Origin of the sequence: Candidatus Competibacter phosphatis (assembly GCF_012939995.1) — a bacterium.
GTDB lineage: Bacteria > Pseudomonadota > Gammaproteobacteria > Competibacterales > Competibacteraceae > Competibacter > Competibacter phosphatis.
In genome coordinates this window covers 1-18584 of the sequence record NZ_SPMZ01000023.1, presented here as the reverse complement: position 1 = coordinate 18584, position 18584 = coordinate 1, and the positions used below count along the sequence as shown (strand labels likewise).

Annotated in this window: 14 protein-coding genes and 2 pseudogenes; 6 read left to right on the top strand and 10 right to left on the bottom strand. The window is 62.4% G+C overall.

Going from position 1 to position 18584, the window contains the following annotated elements:
• Positions 1 to 46: 46 nt before the first annotated feature.
• From E4P82_RS08625 to dapA, 9 genes are all read right to left on the bottom strand, one after another.
• Positions 47 to 232, bottom strand: coding sequence for a DUF2065 domain-containing protein (locus E4P82_RS08625; RefSeq protein WP_169248502.1), 186 nt, complete (start codon positions 230 to 232; stop codon positions 47 to 49).
• Between the two features lie 54 nt (positions 233 to 286).
• Entirely contained in the window at positions 287 to 1168 is an 882-nt protein-coding gene (gene hflC, locus E4P82_RS08620; protein WP_169248501.1) for a protease modulator HflC, read from the bottom strand.
• Entirely contained in the window at positions 1168 to 2478 is a 1311-nt protein-coding gene (gene hflK / locus E4P82_RS08615; protein WP_169248500.1) for an FtsH protease activity modulator HflK, read from the bottom strand. Before hflK ends, hflC begins: the two co-directional genes overlap by 1 nt.
• Before the next feature lie 34 nt (positions 2479 to 2512).
• A complete protein-coding gene (gene hflX / locus E4P82_RS08610) occupies positions 2513 to 3814 on the bottom strand; it encodes a ribosome rescue GTPase HflX (protein WP_169248499.1) in 1302 nt (433 codons plus the stop codon).
• A 30-nt stretch (positions 3815 to 3844) separates the two neighbouring features.
• Positions 3845 to 4096, bottom strand: coding sequence for an RNA chaperone Hfq (gene hfq / locus E4P82_RS08605; RefSeq protein WP_169248498.1), 252 nt, complete (start codon positions 4094 to 4096; stop codon positions 3845 to 3847).
• 233 nt (positions 4097 to 4329) lie between these two features.
• The gene (gene miaA, locus E4P82_RS08600; RefSeq protein WP_169248497.1) at positions 4330 to 5328 is read right to left on the bottom strand and encodes a tRNA (adenosine(37)-N6)-dimethylallyltransferase MiaA; all 999 of its coding nucleotides are present in this window, start codon (positions 5326 to 5328) and stop codon (positions 4330 to 4332) included.
• Positions 5329 to 5356: 28 nt separating this feature from the next.
• Positions 5357 to 7162: a DNA mismatch repair endonuclease MutL gene (gene mutL / locus E4P82_RS08595; protein ID WP_312914461.1), complete on the bottom strand. Its 1806-nt coding sequence runs from the start codon at positions 7160 to 7162 to the stop codon at positions 5357 to 5359.
• Positions 7163 to 7235: 73 nt separating this feature from the next.
• On the bottom strand, positions 7236 to 8417 hold the full coding sequence (gene bamC / locus E4P82_RS08590) for an outer membrane protein assembly factor BamC (protein ID WP_169248496.1): 1182 nt from the start codon (positions 8415 to 8417) through the stop codon (positions 7236 to 7238).
• A 4-nt stretch (positions 8418 to 8421) separates the two neighbouring features.
• Entirely contained in the window at positions 8422 to 9300 is an 879-nt protein-coding gene (dapA, locus tag E4P82_RS08585) for a 4-hydroxy-tetrahydrodipicolinate synthase (RefSeq protein ID WP_169248495.1), read from the bottom strand.
• Between the two features lie 167 nt (positions 9301 to 9467).
• Between dapA and E4P82_RS08580 the strand changes: the two genes are divergently transcribed.
• The 4 genes and pseudogenes from E4P82_RS08580 to cls all read left to right on the top strand — a co-directional run bounded on the left by E4P82_RS08580 (position 9468) and on the right by cls (position 13449).
• Positions 9468 to 9998, top strand: coding sequence for a glycine cleavage system transcriptional repressor (locus E4P82_RS08580; protein ID WP_169248494.1), 531 nt, complete (start codon positions 9468 to 9470; stop codon positions 9996 to 9998).
• A gap of 6 nt (positions 9999 to 10004) precedes the next feature.
• Positions 10005 to 10473 (top strand): annotated as a pseudogene (locus tag E4P82_RS08575) (peroxiredoxin).
• A 186-nt stretch (positions 10474 to 10659) separates the two neighbouring features.
• Positions 10660 to 12006, top strand: coding sequence for a PhoH family protein (locus E4P82_RS08570; protein ID WP_169248563.1), 1347 nt, complete (start codon positions 10660 to 10662; stop codon positions 12004 to 12006).
• Positions 12007 to 12015: 9 nt separating this feature from the next.
• Positions 12016 to 13449: a cardiolipin synthase gene (gene cls / locus E4P82_RS08565; RefSeq protein WP_169248493.1), complete on the top strand. Its 1434-nt coding sequence runs from the start codon at positions 12016 to 12018 to the stop codon at positions 13447 to 13449.
• A gap of 45 nt (positions 13450 to 13494) precedes the next feature.
• Here the strand turns inward: cls and E4P82_RS08560 are convergent.
• Positions 13495 to 14590, bottom strand: a pseudogene (locus E4P82_RS08560) (AI-2E family transporter).
• A 679-nt stretch (positions 14591 to 15269) separates the two neighbouring features.
• Between E4P82_RS08560 and E4P82_RS08555 the strand changes: the two are divergent.
• Together E4P82_RS08555 and E4P82_RS08550 are read left to right on the top strand one after the other, a co-directional pair.
• Positions 15270 to 17192 (top strand): PrkA family serine protein kinase, encoded by a 1923-nt coding sequence (locus E4P82_RS08555; protein WP_169248492.1) that lies wholly within the window; start codon positions 15270 to 15272, stop codon positions 17190 to 17192.
• Between the two features lie 26 nt (positions 17193 to 17218).
• A complete protein-coding gene (locus E4P82_RS08550; protein ID WP_169248491.1) occupies positions 17219 to 18487 on the top strand; it encodes a YeaH/YhbH family protein in 1269 nt (422 codons plus the stop codon).
• The last annotated feature ends 97 nt before the right edge of the window (positions 18488 to 18584 follow it).

The window sequence follows — 18584 nt, the reverse complement described above, 5'->3', positions numbered from 1 at the left end:
ATGTAGTGAGATCCGGAAAAACCGGTGGAGGATGGATCGGGCGAACTCAGCGAAATACATACAGCACCAACAACCCCAGCAACATACTGGCCAATCCAATCAGACGCAGCGCACGATCCTCCAGTTTTGCCATCTGCAACAACGTCTGGCGCAAACGGCCTGGACTGAGGAACGGCAAGATACCTTCCAGCACCAGCATCAGGCCGAAAGCCGCCAGCAGTTCATTCCACATGGCGGCGTTCGCTGGGGGACGCGATACCGTTGTCGACCCAGCCATCGCTTCCAGTCATTGCAATTTATTGAAATACTGGAAGAACTGAGAACCTTCCGGCTGTAGCAGCAGTATGTCGCTCTTGTCGCCGAAGCTTTGTCGATAGGCCGTCAGGCTACGCGAGAAACTGTAAAAGTCCTGATCCTTGCCGTACGCCCGGGCATAGATATCGGTGGCTTGGGCATCGCCTTCGCCGCGCTGCCGTTCCGCGTCGCGATAGGCTTCGGCCAGAATCACCGTGCTTTGCCGGTCGGCATCGGCGCGAATACGCTCGGCGGCCTCGGCGCCGCGCGAGCGGAAATCCTTGGCCACCCGCAACCGTTCGGCTTTCATGCGGCTAAATACCGAATTGCTGACATCCGGTGGCAAATCGATCCGCTTAATCCGCACGTCCACAGCGGCGATCCCCAACTGTTTGGCTTGCTCCTTGAGCAGGCGACTCAAGGTTTCCATGATCTGGTCGCGATCACCCGATACCACTTCCTGGATGGTGCGCTTGCTGAACTCGCTGCGCAGGCCGTCCTTGACGATCTGATCCAGTCGCACGTTAGCCTGAACCGGATCGCCGCCCACCGCCGTGTAGAACCGTCGCACGTCCTGGATGCGCCACATGGCAAAGGAATCGACGATGACGTTCTTCTTTTCAGCGGTCAGAAACCGCTCCGGTTCGGTATCCAGGGTTTGCAAGCGTCGATCGAACTTGCGGATATTGTTGATCAGCGGCCATTTCCAGTGCAGGCCCGGCTGGTAATCCGCCTCGACCATTTCACCCAACTGAAAGCGAAGCGCGGTCTGGGTTTCATCCACCGTAAACAGCGACAGCGACAGCAGCAACACAACGGCGGAGACCGCGCCCAACAGCACGTTCCGGGATACCGGCAATTGAGACAGAGCCATTAGCGCACCTCCCGACCGCGGTTAAGATCGCGCAAACGCGTGGCCGCCGCGCTGCCGTCGATCGTTGTCGACGAGGTGGCGGGCAAGGTCTCCGGCAAGGAGCTGGTCGCCGGGCTGGCCGCATTCGATCCCGCCGAGGGGTTGAGCAGTCGATCCAGTGGCAGATACAACAGGTTATTGGTGCTCTTGACATCCACCAACACCTTGCTCGTCTGCGACAACACCGACTCCAAGGTCTCCAGATACAAGCGCTCGCGAGTGACCTCCGGCGCCTTCTGATACGCCGACAGCAACTGCTCGAAGCGACTGGCCTCGCCCTGGGCCTGGGCGACGACCTGTTCTTTATAAGCCGAGGCTTCCTGCAGCCGCCGAGCCGCCTGACCGCGCGCCTTCGGGATGATTTCATTGGCGTAGGCTTCGGCTTCGTTCTTGAGTCGCTGTTCGTCCTCGCGCGCCTTGATCGCGTCGGCGAACGCATCCTGCACTTCCTCCGGCGGCTGGGCATCCTGCAGCACCACGGTCACGATTTGCAGACCGGCGCCACCCTGCTGTTTATCCAATCCGGCCTGCACCGCTTCCTGCCCCGTCGGCGGCGCCTCGGCCGGCTGATCCGGACCGTAGCTGTCCAGAATGCGCTGACTCAGGGTCTTGATATCGGCCACGATATCGCTGCGGCCTTCGGTCAGCACGAAATCCATGGTGCTTTTGCCGATGGTTTCCCGCGCGGCGCTTTCCACCACCTGAACCAGAACGCTTTCCGGATCGATCAGGTGGAACAGGTAGGCACGAGGATCCTTGACCTGGTATTGCACCGCCAGCCGCACGTCCACGATGTTCTCGTCCTGAGTCAGCATCAACGCCTCCTTCGGCACCGAACGGATCGCCGCTTGCCGGCCGCCGTTACCGCCGGAGCGATAGCCGATTTCCCGGAAGCGCCGTTGCTCGACATTCACGATCTCCACCCGGTCGATGGGGAACAACCGCAGGTGCGGACCTGGCAACGTGGTCTCCAGATAGCGGCCGAAACGTAGCACCACGCCACGCTCGCCTTCGTTGACGATGTAGATACTGGCGATCAACCAACCGATCAGAGCGATCAACCCGACCACCAGACCGACCCCGGCAAATCCGGCACCCGAAGATCCACCGCCACCGCCGCCGCCACCGTCGCCACTACGCCGACTACCCAGCAGGGCGCCAAACTTGTCCGACAGTTTGCGGATCACCTCATCCAGATCGGGCGGCCCCTGATCGCGGCCGCCTCCACTCCAGGGATCGCGATTGCCGCCTCCCGGTTCATTCCAGGCCATGTCGTACCTCAAAATTCGTTATCTCCGATACTCTTCACACCGCCGGGATTGCCAGACCCGAACGCACCCATTCCGCTTGCAAGCCGTCCCGGCGACGGAGCAGATCCATATTACTGCGCGATGTGCGCACCTCGATCAACCATTCTCCCGCCGGCCCAATCCGCTCGTCCACCACCGCGTCCAGACTGAACAGACGCGCTCGCAACCGGGCTGCCGCCGGGGGCAGACATAACCAACCATGCATGGTCTCGCCTCGCAGACGCTCGGCCAGCGCCGCGATCAGCAGGTCGGTGCCCGTACCGGATGCCGCCGACAACCAAACGGCTCGCGGTTGCCCTTCGGCGTCCCGCTCCAGCCGAGGCGATTCACCCGTCAGATCGATCTTGTTGAAGATCCGCAAGCAGGGCACCTCCGCCGCGCCGATCTCCGTCAGCACGGCGTCCACCTGGGCGATGATGTCGTCTCGATCCGGATGGCCGGCGTCGATCACATGCAACAGCAGGCTGGCTTCACAGGTCTCTCGCAGGGTCGAGCGGAAGGCCGCCACCAACTCGTGCGGAAGACGGCTGACGAAACCCACGGTATCGGCCAGCACGATCGGCTCGGCGCCTGGCAGATCCAGCCGCCGCAGCGTCGGATCCAGGGTGGCGAACAATTGATCCGCCACATAGACGCCGGCCTGCGTCAGGGCATTGAACAGGGTGGATTTACCCGCGTTGGTATAGCCGACCAGCGAGACTGTCGGTAGATCAGCCTTGCGTCTGGCCCGCCGCCCCTGCTCGCGTTGCCGATCGACCCGATCCAAACGCAGGCGGATCTGCCGTATCCGGTCGGCCAGCAGGCGACGGTCGGTTTCGAGCTGGGTTTCACCCGGACCACGCAGCCCAATGCCGCCACGTTGTCGCTCCAGGTGCGTCCAGCCGCGCACCAGCCGCGTGGATAGATGGCGCAATTGCGCCAGTTCCACCTGCAGCTTGCCTTCGAAACTGCGCGCCCGCTGGGCAAAGATATCCAGGATCAGGCCGGTACGATCCAGAACCCGGCATTGCAGCAGCGTCTCCAGATTGCGTTCCTGGCTGGGCGACAGGGCGTGATCGAAAATGACCAGTTCCGCCCCGCCGCTTCGTGCCGCATCCCGGATTTCCTCGGCCTTGCCGCCGCCGACGAACAGGCGGGGATCCGGCGTGCGTCGTCGCCCGGTAATCAGCGCCACGCACTCGGCGCCCGCCGATGCGGCCAGCTCCTGAAACTCGGTGAAATCCTGACTGCTTTCAGGCTTGTCCAGCGACAGGTGCACCAGAACAGCACGTTCGCCGCCGCGCGGACGCTCGAACAAAACGCCCCCCCGTAATTCCGCTCGAACCGGTCAGGACGGATCGCCGGCGGTGCCGTCGTCCGTTGCCAGATTCAAGCGCACGTTGCGCACCGGTACGACCGTGGAAATGGCATGTTTGTAGATCATTTGGCTGACGCTGTTCTTGAGCAGCACCACGAACTGATCGAAAGACTCGATCTGGCCCTGCAGCTTGATCCCGTTGACCAAATAGACCGAAACCGGAATTCGTTCCTTGCGCAATGCATTCAAGAACGGTTCCTGAAGGGAATGACCTTTCGCCATTACGATTCTCCCTTGTTGTTATGGGCACGAAACATACAAAAAAAATCTCAAGGATTCTTGAAATCATCCTAAACCACAGACACCATGCACGATGCGTGCCTACCCCCTCAGAAATACCCATCGGACCGGCTCGCCACGTTCCCGCCGTGTATTATTCATGGGAATCACCCCGTTCCCAAGATGCCGCGCTCACGCCGGCGGCGAAACAGCGGCCGGTCTAAAACGCTCGCATACTAGCACAAGCACTGCGTGTCCTTGGGGAAAAACCCGCGTGCGCGCAACTCGACAACAACCTGCTCCAGCAACCGCGGCTGACCGCTGTCCAGCCATGCCGCCACCATGTCCGCGCGCAGCCAAGTCAACTGCCGCTTGGCGAGCTGGCGCGTGGCCACCACGGCGCGCTCGATCATGTCCACGCGATCCAACAAGCCGTCCAGGTACTCCCAAACCTGCCGATAGCCGACCGCCCGCATCGAGGGCTTGGTCAGGTCCAAATCGCCACGCGCGCGCAGGCGCTCCACTTCGGCAATGAAGCCCTGCTCCAGCATGAGCTGGAACCGGGTTCGAATACGGTCATGCAAAACCCGCCGCTCCATCGGCGCCAAGATCAGCTTGACGACACGGAACGGTAACATTTCGTCGCACGGCCGGGCGCAAAGTTCCGTCAGCGGGCGCCCGGTCAGTTCATATACTTCCAGAGCCCGCTGGATGCGCTGGGCGTCGTGCGGATGAATCCGCGCGGCGGCGGCCGGATCGCACCGCGCCAATCGTCCATGCAACGCCGCGCCACCACGCTCTGCCAGTTCCTCGGCCAACCGGGTGCGAATCGCCGGATCGGCGACCGGCAACTCCGCCAAGCCTCGTTCCAGCGCCCGAAAGTACAGCATGGTGCCACCGACCAGCAGCGGAAAACGATCAGCGGCCTGAATGGCGGCGATCTCAGCCAGGGCATCGGTCCGAAACCGACCGGCGGAATACGCCTCGGCCGGATCGAGAATATCCACCAGTCGGTGCGGGACGAGCCGCAAGGTGTCCGCATCGGGTTTGGCGGTGCCGATATCCATGCCCCGGTAGACCAACGCCGAATCCACGCTGATGATTTCGAACGGCAGGCGTTGGGCCAGCGCCACCGCCAGCGCGGTCTTGCCGGAGGCGGTCGGCCCCATCAGAAACAACACCGGCGGACGCGGATCGACCAGTCCACAATCCGTCGCCAGACTCGTCCCGCCCATCGTCGTCACCTGTCCGTGATCTCTCCGCTCAGCGTCCGCGCCGAAACAGTCGATCCAGCTCGTCCAGCGTCAGTTGCGTCCAGGTGGGTCGACCGTGATTGCACTGACCGCCGCGATCGGTACGCTCCATATCACGCAGCAAGGCATTCATCTCCAGCAGGTTGAGCGGCCGGTTGGCGCGTATGGCGCCGTGACAGGCCAGACTGGCCAGCAACGCTTGGTTGGCGTCCTCCAACCGGTCACTGGTCTCGTGCACCGCCAGATCGGCCAACATGTCGCGTACCATCCCGGCGATATCGGTATCCACCAGCAACACGGGCACCTGTCGCACCGCCAGGGTTTCCGGCCCCAGTATCGCCACCTCCAGACCGGATTGGGCGAACAGCGCACCGTGCTCTTCGACCAACTGGCGCTCCCTGGGACCCACCGTGAGCGTCACCGGCACCAGCAAGGTCTGGGTCTTGAGCGCGTTTTCCGCCTGCAAGCGCTTCAAGCGTTCGTACAGGATACGCTCGTGCGCGGCGTGCATATCCACCACCACCAGCCCATCGGCGTTTTCCGCCAGCACATAGCAACCGTGCAACTGGCCGAGCGCGTAGCCCAACGGCGGTCGTTCGGCATCCGCGACGGGAGCGGGATCGGCCGGAGCCGGTTCGGGACCCGAAGACGAGTGCATCCGACCGTACACCGCCATCTGTTCGTCCACCCGCAACGGCAATCCCGGCTGGCGGAGCTCCCAACGCTCCGCTGAAACCGGCCCACCGCCGGATCCGCCCGCTGGCCGCCAACGCTCACCGGCTTGAACGATGGGTCGCGGCGCCGTGCCGGGCCTGATCTCGGCCAGCGTCGCCTGCACAGCGCGACGAATAAATTCGTGGACGAGCGAGCTGTCTCGAAAGCGCACTTCGTGCTTGGCGGGATGGGCGTTGACATCGACCCGGTCAGGGTCGATGTCCAGATAGAGCACGACCGCCGGCTGACGATCCTGATAGAGAATATCCCGATAAGCCTGCCGGACCGCGTGCGCCATGATCCGGTCGCGCACCGGCCGGCCGTTGACGAAAAAATATTGCAAGTCCGGTTGCGCGCGCGATACGGCCGGCAACCCCAACCAACCCGTCAACCGCAAACCGGTCTCGCCACGGTCGACCCACACGCTGGCCGCGCCGAATTCCCGGCCGCACAACTCCGCCAGCCGCCGGGCGCCGGCTTCCCGGTCGAGCGCCGGCTCCAGGCGCAATACCGCGCGCTGGTTGTGCCAGAGGTGGAACCCGACCGCGAACCGACTCAGCGCCAGACGGCGGACCCCTTCCTCAATATGACCGAACTCGGTGCGCTCGCCGCGCAGGAACTTGCGCCGGGCGGGAACGTTGAAGAACAGCTCGCGCGCCTCGACGGTGGTGCCCAGCGGATGCGGCGCCGGCACCGGCTCGCTGAAGACATCGCCACCGTCGCCACCCATGCGCCAACCGCTGTCCTGGCCGGCAACGCGGGAGGTCAGGGTCAACCGCGACACCGAAGCGATGCTGGGCAACGCCTCGCCGCGGAAACCCAGGCTGACCACCTGTTGAAGATCCTCGAAGCTGGCGATCTTGCTGGTGGCGTGACGGGCCAGCGCCAGCGCCAGTTGCGCGGGAGCAATGCCGCCGCCGTCGTCGCGCACCCGGATCAACCGCACCCCACCCTGCTCCACTTCGATGGTGATGCGAGTCGCTCCAGCATCCAGGCTGTTTTCCAACAGTTCCTTGACAACCGCCGCCGGGCGCTCGACCACCTCGCCGGCGGCGATCTGGCTGACCAGTTGCGGCGGTAATCGCCGAATGTCCGCGCTCACCGCAAGGCGTATCCCGCAGCGGGCGGAGGCGTGGCGAGATGGCGAACCGTTAATCGCCGCTCGCCATTCGCCATTATTTGATGACCTGTTGCAAGACGTCCAGCAACTGCCGGGCACCGACCGAATCGTCGGGCTGGTCGCTGCTGTTGCGAACCACCACCAACGTGTGCGTACCCTGACCGGCCAGCCGAACCCGGTAGCGGGTTCCCACCGCCGGTGCTTCCGGCTTGTCGCGCCAGAAGGCCAACTTGGAGAAAAAGCCCTCGCTGCCCGGTTTCTGGTTCTCTTTTTCGGGATCGCGATACTCGACCACATACAGACCCTGACCGCGGTTCTGTTCTTCCACCGCGTAATTACTGCCATCCAGCGCCAGCCCCACCAACCGCCAGGCTCGGGAATAGTCCTCGTCGATGATCAACTGACTCTCGCCACCCTGCTCGATCCGGCGCACGCGCGGCCCCGCCGTCTCGGCCGCCTTGGCCTGCTGGGTCTCGGCTCGCTTCTCCGATGCACCCAGATAGACCGTCAGCCGATTGAGCATTTCGGCTTCCAACTCCGGATCGGAAGGTCGCCGCTGCCAGATATAGGCATTGCTGGCACTGGCGGACGCGCCGCCGACCGCCACTTCCTCCACCCCGTAATGGGTCAGGTACAGATCCGTAACCTTGTCGTCCGAGGCCCGTTCGAGCCGGACCCGGAACTTATCGCGGGTCGGCGCGGAATAGAGGATATCCAGATACTTTTTCAGAATGCCGCGCAGGCCGTCTTGGGGAATATCGGCGCGGTTCTCCACCCAGTCGGTCTCCATGATGCCGATGGTGGGATCGTCGCGCTTCAGGACAAAACCGTTACTGGTCCAGAACTCCCGAACCTTGGGCCACACCTGATCGGTGGGCGCCGCGATCGCCAACCAGCGCTGGTTGCCGTCCTGTTCCAGGGTAATGCCCGGCTGCTGCGGCAGCACCGCCTCGGGCGCGCGGGCCTGCGCTTGCGGTCCACCGCGTTCCTTGGCGTAGGTCGACAGGCTGGCCGAACCCGCCGGGTTGAGTTCCGGCACCAGCAAGGTATCGTCGATGGTGGACGCGGTGAGATCCGGCGGGATTTCCAGCGGCTGCGACACCGTGCTTTTCCGGTAATCCGGCCGCCGGTCCGGCAGCAGGGTATCGAAGCTGGTGGAACAACCTGCGGTAACCATCAGGGTGGCGACGGCAAGCGCGATCGCGCGCCAAAGGGAAAACGAAAATCGAATCGTCATGGTGTTATCCAATCACTCCTGCCTGCCGCATCGCCGCCAGCACCGCCGGGTGCAAGGCGTCGGACAGCGGCGTCAGCGGCAAGCGGATGCCCGGTGGAATCAAGTCCAACTGGCCGACCGCCCACTTCACCGGAATCGGGTTAGATTCGAGAAACAACGCTTTGTGCAGTTCGGCCAACCGGTTGTCGATGGCTTCGGTCAGGTTGCGGTCGCCAGCCAACGCGGCGGCGCACATCTCATGCATGGCGCGCGGCGCGACGTTGGCGGTGACCGAAATCGTCCCCTTGGCGCCGTTGAGAATCGCTTCGGCGGCAATTCCATCCTCGCCGCTGTAGACATCCATGCGATCACCGAGGCGCCGCACCAGTTCCCGAATGCGCTCGATGCTGCCGCTGGCTTCCTTGATGCCGACGATGTTGGGAATATCGGCCAAGCGCTCGACGGTTTCCGGCTTCATATCGCAAGCGGTGCGACCGGGCACGTTGTACAGAATCTGCGGGATCGCCACGCTGTCGGCGATCAGTTTGTAATGTTGGTACAAGCCTTCCTGGGTGGGCTTGTTGTAATACGGGGTCACCAACAGGCAGCCATCGGCACCGGCCTCCATGGCGCGCTGAGTCAGATGCAGCGCCTCGCGGGTGGAGTTGGCGCCGGTACCGGCGATCACCGGAATCCGCCCCTTGACCTGTCCCACCACCTTGCGGATCACCGCGATGTGTTCCTCATAATCGAGCGTCGCCGATTCACCGGTGGTACCGACGGCGACAATGGCATCGGTGCCGCTGTCGATATGAAACTCCACCAGCCGCGCCAACGCCTCGAAATCCAGCGCGCCGTCCGCGCGCATCGGGGTAACGATCGCCACCATGCTGCCACGAAACATAATCTTATACTCTCTGATTTTCCAAACAATCGTCGCATGGTACGGATACCAGGCGAGCTTGACAAGCGCCCGCGTGGGGCGGCGCGAGGGCGGTTTTCACCCCCGCTGGATGCCTGTACACTGCGGTTTATCATTCCCCGATTATTTGCCCGTAGGAAGCTCCGTCCGTGAAAAACTATCTGGTCGTTTCCGCCCTCGGCGAAGATCGTCCCGGTCTGGTCAACGAACTGTCCCGCGTGATCCTGGAATGCGACTGCGGCATCGTGGACAGCCGCATGACCGTGCTGGGCGGCGAGTTTGCCATCCTGCTGTTGGTCCAGGGCAACTGGAATACCCTGACCAAGCTGGAAATGCAACTCAAGCGGCTGGAGCAGGCGCTGGACATGACCATCGTCGCCAAACGCACCGAGGGCCGCGTACCGGCGGGCGATGTCCTGCCCTACGCCGTGGAAGTGGTGGCGGTCAACCAACCGGGCATCGTCCATCACCTAGCCGGCTTCTTCGCCAGCCGCTCGATCAACATCGAGGACATGGTCACGCGCAGCTACAGCGCCCCGCATACCGGCACGCCGATGTTCTCGGTCAACCTGGCCATCGGTATTCCGGCCAACACCCACATCGCCCTGCTGCGCGAGGAATTCCTGGATTTCTGCGACGACCTGAACCTGGATGCGGTGCTGGAACCGATCAAGGGGTAAACCGACATGAATGTGACCGTGGGCCAGCCCGCTCCCGACTTCAGCGCCGTCACGACCGACGGAACCATGCGGCTTTCCGAACTGCGTGGCCACCGGGTGATCCTGTATTTCTACCCTAAGGACAATACCTCGGGCTGCACGCTTGAAGGTCAGCAGTTCCGGAACCTGCACGACCGCTTCGCCGCCCTGAACGCGGTGGTGCTCGGTGCATCGCGCGACAGCTTGCGCAGCCATGACCGTTTCCGCGCCCAGCAAAGCTTTCCGTTTCCCCTCATCGCCGACACCGACCAGACCCTGTGCCAACGGTTCGGCGTGCTACAGCCAAAAAAAAATGTATGGCAAGGACGTGGTGAGCGTGCAGCGCAGCACCTTCCTGATTGATGCGGAGGGCGTGCTGCGACGGGAATGGCGCAAAGTCAAACCCGATGGTCACGCCGCCGAAGTGCTGGCGGCGGTGGAATCCCTGACTTCGTAACCCACGCCGATACCCGATCCACATATCTGTCGCGCCCGCCGCGCCGGTCCTTCCCGCTCCCCCCGCCCAACCGCAAACCCGCGCCATGACGCCCGATTCCGCCCCGATGCCCCCAAACCGCCGTCACGACCCCCTCCGCTTCATCCAGCCGACCGCCGCCTGTTCGTGCTCGACACCAACGTGCTGATGCACGATCCCACCGCCCTGTTTCGCTTCAAGGAGCACGACATCCACCTGCCGATGATGGTGCTGGAGGAATTGGACCGCGCCAAAAAGGGCGTTTCCGAGGTCGCCCGCAACGTCCGCCAGGTCAGCCACCTCCTGGACGATCTGATCGCCGGCGCCAGCAAGGACGAGATCGATCGGGGTCTGCCGCTACCCGGCCCGGTCAACCAGCTCGGGGAACCGAGCAGCGGCCGGCTCTATTTCCAGATTCGCCCCACCCGCCTGAGCCCGCCCGCCACGTTGCCGGGTAACACCCCGGACAACGACATTCTCGGCATGGCGCTGACCCTGCAACAGGATCATCCCCGCCGTCAGGTCACGCTGGTTTCCAAGGACATCAACCTGCGGATCAAGGCCGCCATCCTCGGCATCCACGCCGAAGACTATTACAACGACCAAGCGCTGGACGACGTCAACCTGCTTTACGGCGGCACGCACAACCTGCCCACCAGCTTTTGGGACAGCCACGGCAAGGAGATGGAATCATGGAAGGACAGTGGTCGCACCTTCTACCGGGTCCAGGGTCCCGACATCGCCAACTGGCATCCGAATCAAGGGCTGTTTCAAGCTGAAACCGATGCGGCGTTCATCGTCCGCCAGTTACGCGGCATGGAAGCCGTCATCGAAATCCTCCGGGATCACACCACCCCCAATCATGCGGTTTGGGGCATCACCGCCCGCAATCGCGAGCAGAATTTCGCGCTCAATCTACTGTTGGACCCGGAAATCGATTTCGTCTCCCTACTCGGCGCCGCCGGCACCGGTAAGACGCTGCTGGCGCTGGCGGCCGGACTGGCGCAGGTGCTGGATGCGAAACGCTATCGCGAGATCATCATGACCCGCGTGACCGTTCCGGTCGGGGAGGATATCGGTTTCCTGCCCGGCACCGAGGAGGAAAAAATGACGCCCTGGATGGGGGCATTGATGGACAATCTGGAAGTGCTGGCCCCACAGGAAGGCGGCGAATGGGGCCGTGCCGCCACCGCCGATCTGCTCAGCAGCAAGATCAAGATCCGCTCTCTCAACTTCATGCGGGGCCGCACCTTCCAGAACAAGTATCTGATCATCGACGAAGCCCAGAACCTGACTTCCAAGCAAATGAAAACCCTGATCACCCGCGCCGGCCCCGGCACCAAGGTGATTTGTCTGGGCAACATCGCCCAGATCGATACCCCTTATCTATCCGAAACCACATCGGGTCTGACTTACGTGGTGGACCGGTTCAAGGATTGGCCACACGGCGGCCACGTTACTCTGCGTCGCGGCGAGCGCTCGCGGCTGGCCGAGTTCGCGTCCGACCGGCTTTAAGCGCCACGCATGACCGATCATCTGATCGCGCTGTTCTCGCTGGCCTGGCTGCTATGGATTGCCCTGGTCGCGGTCGGATTGATCCTGGAACGTCGCTCGCCAGCAGCGACGCTGGCCTGGTTGCTGGCCCTGCTGTTCATGCCCTACTTCGGCTTTCTGGTGTATCTGCTGTTCGGACCGCGGCGGCTGCACCGGCGCCGGCGCCGCTACGGTCGCGCCCGCGAGCGCCTGATTCAATCCACTCGTGACCTACGCCCCGACCAAGCCATCCCGCCCCACTTCCCGGAAGCTGGTCTGGAGCGGCAACTCGCGCTGCTGTTGGAGCGGGTCAGCCAGGGCACGCCCACGCCAGCCATCGCCGTGACCCCGCTGGAAACCGGCGATGCCTGCTTCGAGGCCATCGAGGCAAGCATCGCCGCCGCCACGCATCACATCCACCTGGAATACTATCTGTGGACACCAGACCGGATCGGCACCCGATTGCGCGACCGGTTGGTCGACCAGGCCCACGCCGGAGTGCGAGTGCGACTGTTGCTGGACGCCATCGGCTCCGACCGCGCCAATCGTCGCTTTCTACAACCGCTGCGGGACGCCGGGGTCCAGGTCGCCTGGTTCAATCCCATCGGCCTGCGCCGCTTGCGTCTGCGCTACGTCAACTTCCGCACTCACCGCAAGATCGTGGTCTGCGATGGCCGGATCGGCTTCACTGGCGGCATCAACGTCAGCGACGCTCACAGCCATCTCCAGCAAGGAACGGAGGCCTGGCGCGACCTGCACCTGCGCATCGAGGGTGAACCGGTTCATCGCTTGCAATTCATCTTCCTGGAAGATTGGTACTTCGCCACCGGCCAGGAACCGCTCGAACCGGAATTTTTTCCCCATTTCGCCGAAGCGGCCGGCCCATGGCTGCAAGTCGTCGAATCCGGCCCCGACAACGATCGCCACGCCATCGCTAAGCTGTATTTCGCCGCCATCACCGGCGCTCAGCGGCAAATCCTGCTGGCCACGCCTTACTTCGTCCCCAGCGAGGCGCTGACCGCCGCCCTGATCACCGCCGCCTTACGCGGCGTGGTGGTGCGGGTGCTGGTGCCCAAGCGGAGCGACTCCCGCTTGGTCAGTACCGCCGCGCGTAGCTATTACGACGAACTGGTCGGTGCCGGCGTCACGATTCACGAGTACGGCCCGCCCATGCTACACGCCAAGTTGCTGGTGGTGGACGAGCGAATTGCGGCGGTGGGCAGCGCCAATTTCGACAATCGCAGTTTGGCGCTGAATTTCGAGGCGATGGCGGTGCTGTACGACGCCGGCCTCGCCGGGCAACTGGCCCGCGGCTTCGCCGCCGATCTGTGCCACGCCAATCGCTACGTCAAGCCGGGCCGGCGCGCTACCCTGGGTCAGCGGCTGGGCGAATCCACCGCCCGGCTGCTATCGCCGTTGTTGTGATGGCGCTTGCCAATCCCACGAAAACCAGTATCGCTCCAGCGGAGGTCAGGACCGAAGAGCGCCGGCCTCCACATTCTCATTCTCCACTAGCAGGGTCGGCCTGGGCCACGCCTTCAGAATGGATTGCACCACGGTCGCCAGCGGGATGGCGAAAAAGACCCCCCAGAACCCCCAAAGGCCGCCGAACACCAGCACCGCCACGATGATGGCGATCGGGTGTAGATCGACCACCTCGGAAAACAGCAGCGGCACCAACACGTTGCCGTCCAAACCCTGAATGATCAGGTAAACTCCCAGCAACCACATGAATTCGGAACCCCAACCCCACTGGAAAAAACGCCACCAGCGCCACCGGCACCGTCACCACCACCGCACCAATATAGGGCACGATCACCGACAACCCTACCATCAGGGCGAGCAGCATGGCGAACTGCAAGCCCATCAGGGCGAAGGCTATGAAGGTCGCGGCCCAGACCACCAACACTTCCAGAAACTTACCGCGCACATAATTGCCCATCTGCCGGTCCACCTCGCGCCAGACTTGCTGCGCCAGGGTATGATCGTGCGGCAGGAAGCCGTGCAACCACTTCAGGATCAAGTCCTTATCCTTCAGAAAGAAGAATACCAGCAATGGCACCAGCACCACGTAGATGGTGATGGTGATGACGCCCATTCCCGCCGCCAGTGACCAGGACAGCACGCTCTGACCCCAGGTGGCGATCTCGGCCTTTATGGCGTTGATGACGCCCAACACCTGTACCTCGGTAATGAACTCCGGGTACATCGTCGGCAGGCTAAGCAATAGGTTCTGGCCCTCGACGATCATATTGGGTAGTTGCTGGATCAACTGGGACAACTGCCGGGACACCATGGGCAACAAGCCCAGTAGCAAAAACAGCACGAAGGCGACGAACAGGATAAACACCAGCACGGACGCCAGCAGCCGCGGCAGATGCAGCCAGCGCCGCAACAGTTGCACGACACCCTCCAGCAGATAGGCAATGACCATGCTGGCCAACACCGGCGCCAGATCTCGGCCCATGGTCAGGACCACACTGGTGCCCAGCACCAATACGACGGTCAAAATGACCGCCTGGGGATCGTTGAAAAGCTGACGAAACCAGTCGCTGATAATCTTCATGGCATGCCTTGTAGCCTTAATGCGTCCGCGTGGCGAGCGATGTTAGCAACAAAGCCGCCGCCATCCCAACCGTGACGACCAAGCTCTGAACCGCCCACCGCCCCCGTGGTCTATCAGGTCTTGGAATCGAACCCCACCAGCGCGCGACCCGCGCCAGGCGGCGCGCGGCGTAACGGATAAACCAATCGACACGCGAGCTGTCAGTTTGAGTGCATTGCACTAAACTTGTGCAATCGACAAACGATTCATGCTCTTCGATCGACTGCGCCTCATGGCTGCTCGCGTCCGGCTCCACCAGTTGTTCAGCCTGCTTTCAGGTGAATCAAGCACCATCAAGCAACTGATTTTGTTGTCTTCACCTTGAACAACACCTGGATGGAATCCGTTTACGCTCCATCCCGTAACCGGGTCCCGACCCCGTCAGCCGCCAGCGGCGGTTGGTCCGTTAATTGCTGTATCTCCCCAAGCAGCGTCAGCGGAGGAAACCAACCGCAACCACCCGCCACCGGGACCATTCGGTCGATCCGGCCAGGAATACGCTGGAGCTCCGCGGCGACCCTCTCGCCGCCGGCCCACGCCCGGGACGCAAGGATCGAGGAAGGAATCGTCGAAGTTGAACCCGAAGGCTCGCACCGGGAAGCCGCCCCGCTCCCGCGACCATGATAGAGAGGTATGACCGATGAAGATTTTCAATCGCTATTTATCGCGCTACGAAGAGAGCCGCGAAGAAACGCTATCGCTGCACGAGTATCTGGAGCTGTGCAAGAGTGACTCGAACGCCTATGCCAGCGCCCCCGAACGGTTGCTGAAAGCCATCGGCGAACCGAGCTTGGTCGATACCCGCGACGACCCTCGTCTGTCGCGCATTTTCCAGAACAAGGTGCTCAAGCTCTATCCCGCCTTCGAGGAATTCTACGGGATGGAGGATGCCATCGAGCAAATCGTTTCCTATCTCCGGCACGCCGCGCAGGGGCTGGAAGAAAAGAAACAGATTCTCTACCTGCTCGGTCCGGTGGGCGGCGGCAAGTCCTCGCTGGCCGAACGGCTCAAGCAGTTGATGGAGAAGGTGCCGTTTTACGCCATCGCCGACTCGCCAGTGTTCGAGTCGCCGCTGGGGCTGTTCAATCCCGACGAGGACGGCCCGATCCTGGAAGAAGATTTCGGCATCCCACGCCGTTACCTGCGTCATATCATGTCGCCTTGGGCCGCCAAGCGTCTGCAGGAATACAACGGCGACATCACCCAGTTCCGAGTGGTGAAACTACGGCCGTCGATCCTGCATCAGGTCGCCGTCGCCAAGACCGAACCGGGCGATGAGAACAATCAGGACATTTCCTCGCTGGTGGGCAAGGTCGACATCCGCAAATTGGAGCATTTCGCCCAGAACGACCCGGACGCCTACAGTTTCTCCGGTGCCTTGTGCCGCGCCAACCGCGGGCTGATGGAATTCGTGGAAATGTTCAAGGCACCGATCAAGGTGCTGCACCCCTTGCTGACCGCCACTCAGGAAGGCAACTACAACAGCACCGAGGGGCTGTCGGCCATCCCCTTCGAAGGGATCATTCTGGCCCACTCCAACGAGTCGGAATGGCAGAGCTTCAGAAATAACAAGAACAACGAGGCGTTTCTGGATCGAGTTTATATCGTCAAGGTCCCCTACTGTCTGCGGGTATCGGACGAGGTCAGGATCTATCGGAAACTGCTCACCAACAGTTCGTTGTCGCAAGCGCCCTGCGCGCCCGGCACGCTGGAGATGCTGGCCCAGTTCTCGACCCTGACCCGCATCAAGGAACCGGAAAACTCCAGCATCTTCTCCAAGATGCGGGTCTACGACGGCGAGAACCTCAAAGATACCGACCCCAAGGCCAAGTCGATGCAGGAATATCGCGACTACGCCGGGGTGGACGAAGGCATGACCGGTATTTCCACCCGCTTCGCCTTCAAGATTCTGTCGCAGGTGTTCAACTTCGACCATATCGAAGTCGCCGCCAACCCTGTGCATCTGCTCTACGTGCTGGAGCGGCAAATCGAACGCGAACAATTCCCGGCCGAAACCGAGGAAAGATATCTATCCTACCTCAAGGGCTACCTGGCGCCGCGTTACGCCGAGTTCATCGGCAAGGAACTTCAGCAGGCCTACCTGGAGTCTTATTCCGAGTACGGGCAGAACATTTTCGACCGCTACGTCACCTACGCCGACTTCTGGATTCAGGACCAGGAATACCGCGATCCCGACACCGGCGAGTCGTTCGATCGGGCGGCGCTCAACGCCGAACTGGAGAAGATCGAGAAACCGGCCGGTATCAGCAACCCGAAGGACTTCCGCAACGAGATCGTCAACTTCGTGCTGCGGGCGCGGGCCAACAACGCCGGCAGAAACCCAGCCTGGACCAGTTACGAAAAATTGCGCGCGGTGATCGAGAAGAAGATGTTTTCCAATACCGAGGACCTGCTGCCGGTGATCAGCTTCAACACCAAGGCCAGCGCCGACGAGCAGAAGAAGCACGCCGATTTCGTCGATCGCATGGTCGCCAAGGGCTACACGGCCAAGCAGGTGCGCTTGCTGTCCGACTGGTATTTGCGGGTCCGCAAGGCATCGTAAACGGACTAATTCGGAGGAAACCGCGCATGGCCACGCTTATCGACCGGCGGCTGGACGGCAAGAACAAAAGCGCCGTCAACCGTCAGCGCTTTATTCGGCGCTTTAAGAATCAGATCAAGAAGGCCGTGACCGAGGCCATGAATGGCCGCAGCATCACCGACATCGACAACGGCGAGAAAGTCAACATCCCCGCCCGCGACCTGTCCGAGCCGGTGTTCGGCCACGGGCCGGGCGGGAAGCGCGAGGCCATCCATCCCGGCAACAAGGAATTCGTCGCCGGCGACCGAGCCGCCCGGCCGCAGGGCGGCGGTGGCAGTGGCGGTGGTGGCGGTCAAGCCAGCAACAGCGGCGAGGGCGAAGACGATTTCGTGTTCGATCTGTCGCGCGAGGAATTCCTGGAGCTATTCTTCGAGGATCTGGAACTGCCCAATCTGGTGCGTACCCAGTTGGCCAAGCTCACCGAATTCAAATCGGTGCGCGCCGGCTTCAGTAGTGCCGGCAACCCAGCCAACATCGATGTGGTGCGTTCGCTGAAGGGGGCCATGGCGCGGCGGATGGCGCTGGCCGCGCCCTACACCCGCCGGCTGCGAGAAGCGGAAGAGCAACTGCAACGACTGCTGGCCGAACCGCCGGTGGACGACAGCCGCGCCCGCGAGTTGATCGAGGACATCGAACACCTGCGGGCGCGGGCGCGGGCGGTGCCGTTCATCGACACCTTCGACCTGCGCTACACCAATCGGGTCAAGCAGCCGCAACCGACCACCCAGGCGGTGATGTTCTGCGTCATGGACGTCTCCGGCTCGATGGATCGAGCGCGCAAGGATCTGGCCAAGCGCTTCTTCACCCTGCTCTACCTGTTTCTCAAGCGCAATTACGAGAAAATCGAGGTGGTGTTCATCCGTCACCACACCGTGGCCAAGGAGGTGGACGAACAGGAGTTCTTCTACTCGCGCGAGACCGGCGGCACCGTGGTATCGAGCGCCCTGCACCTGATGGGCGAGACCATGGCCGCGCGCTACCCGACCTCCAGTTGGAATATCTATGTGGCGCAGGCTTCGGACGGCGACAACTGGCACCACGATTCGCCGGCCTGCCGGGACATCCTGCTCAAGCAGATCGTGCCGTTCGTGCGCTACTACGCCTACATCGAAATCACCCCGGACCGCCATCAGAGCCTGTGGGAAGCCTACGAGGAAGTGAAGGAGCAACACCCACACTTCGCCATGCGGCAGATCGACGGCCCGGCCGACATCTACCCGGTATTCCGGGATCTGTTCAAGAGGCGCGTGTCATGAGCTCGTCGCGACTGATTGCCGAGTCGTCCGAATGGACGTTCTCGATGCTGGAACGTTACAACGAGGTCATCGGCCGCATCGCCGCCGAGGAATTCCA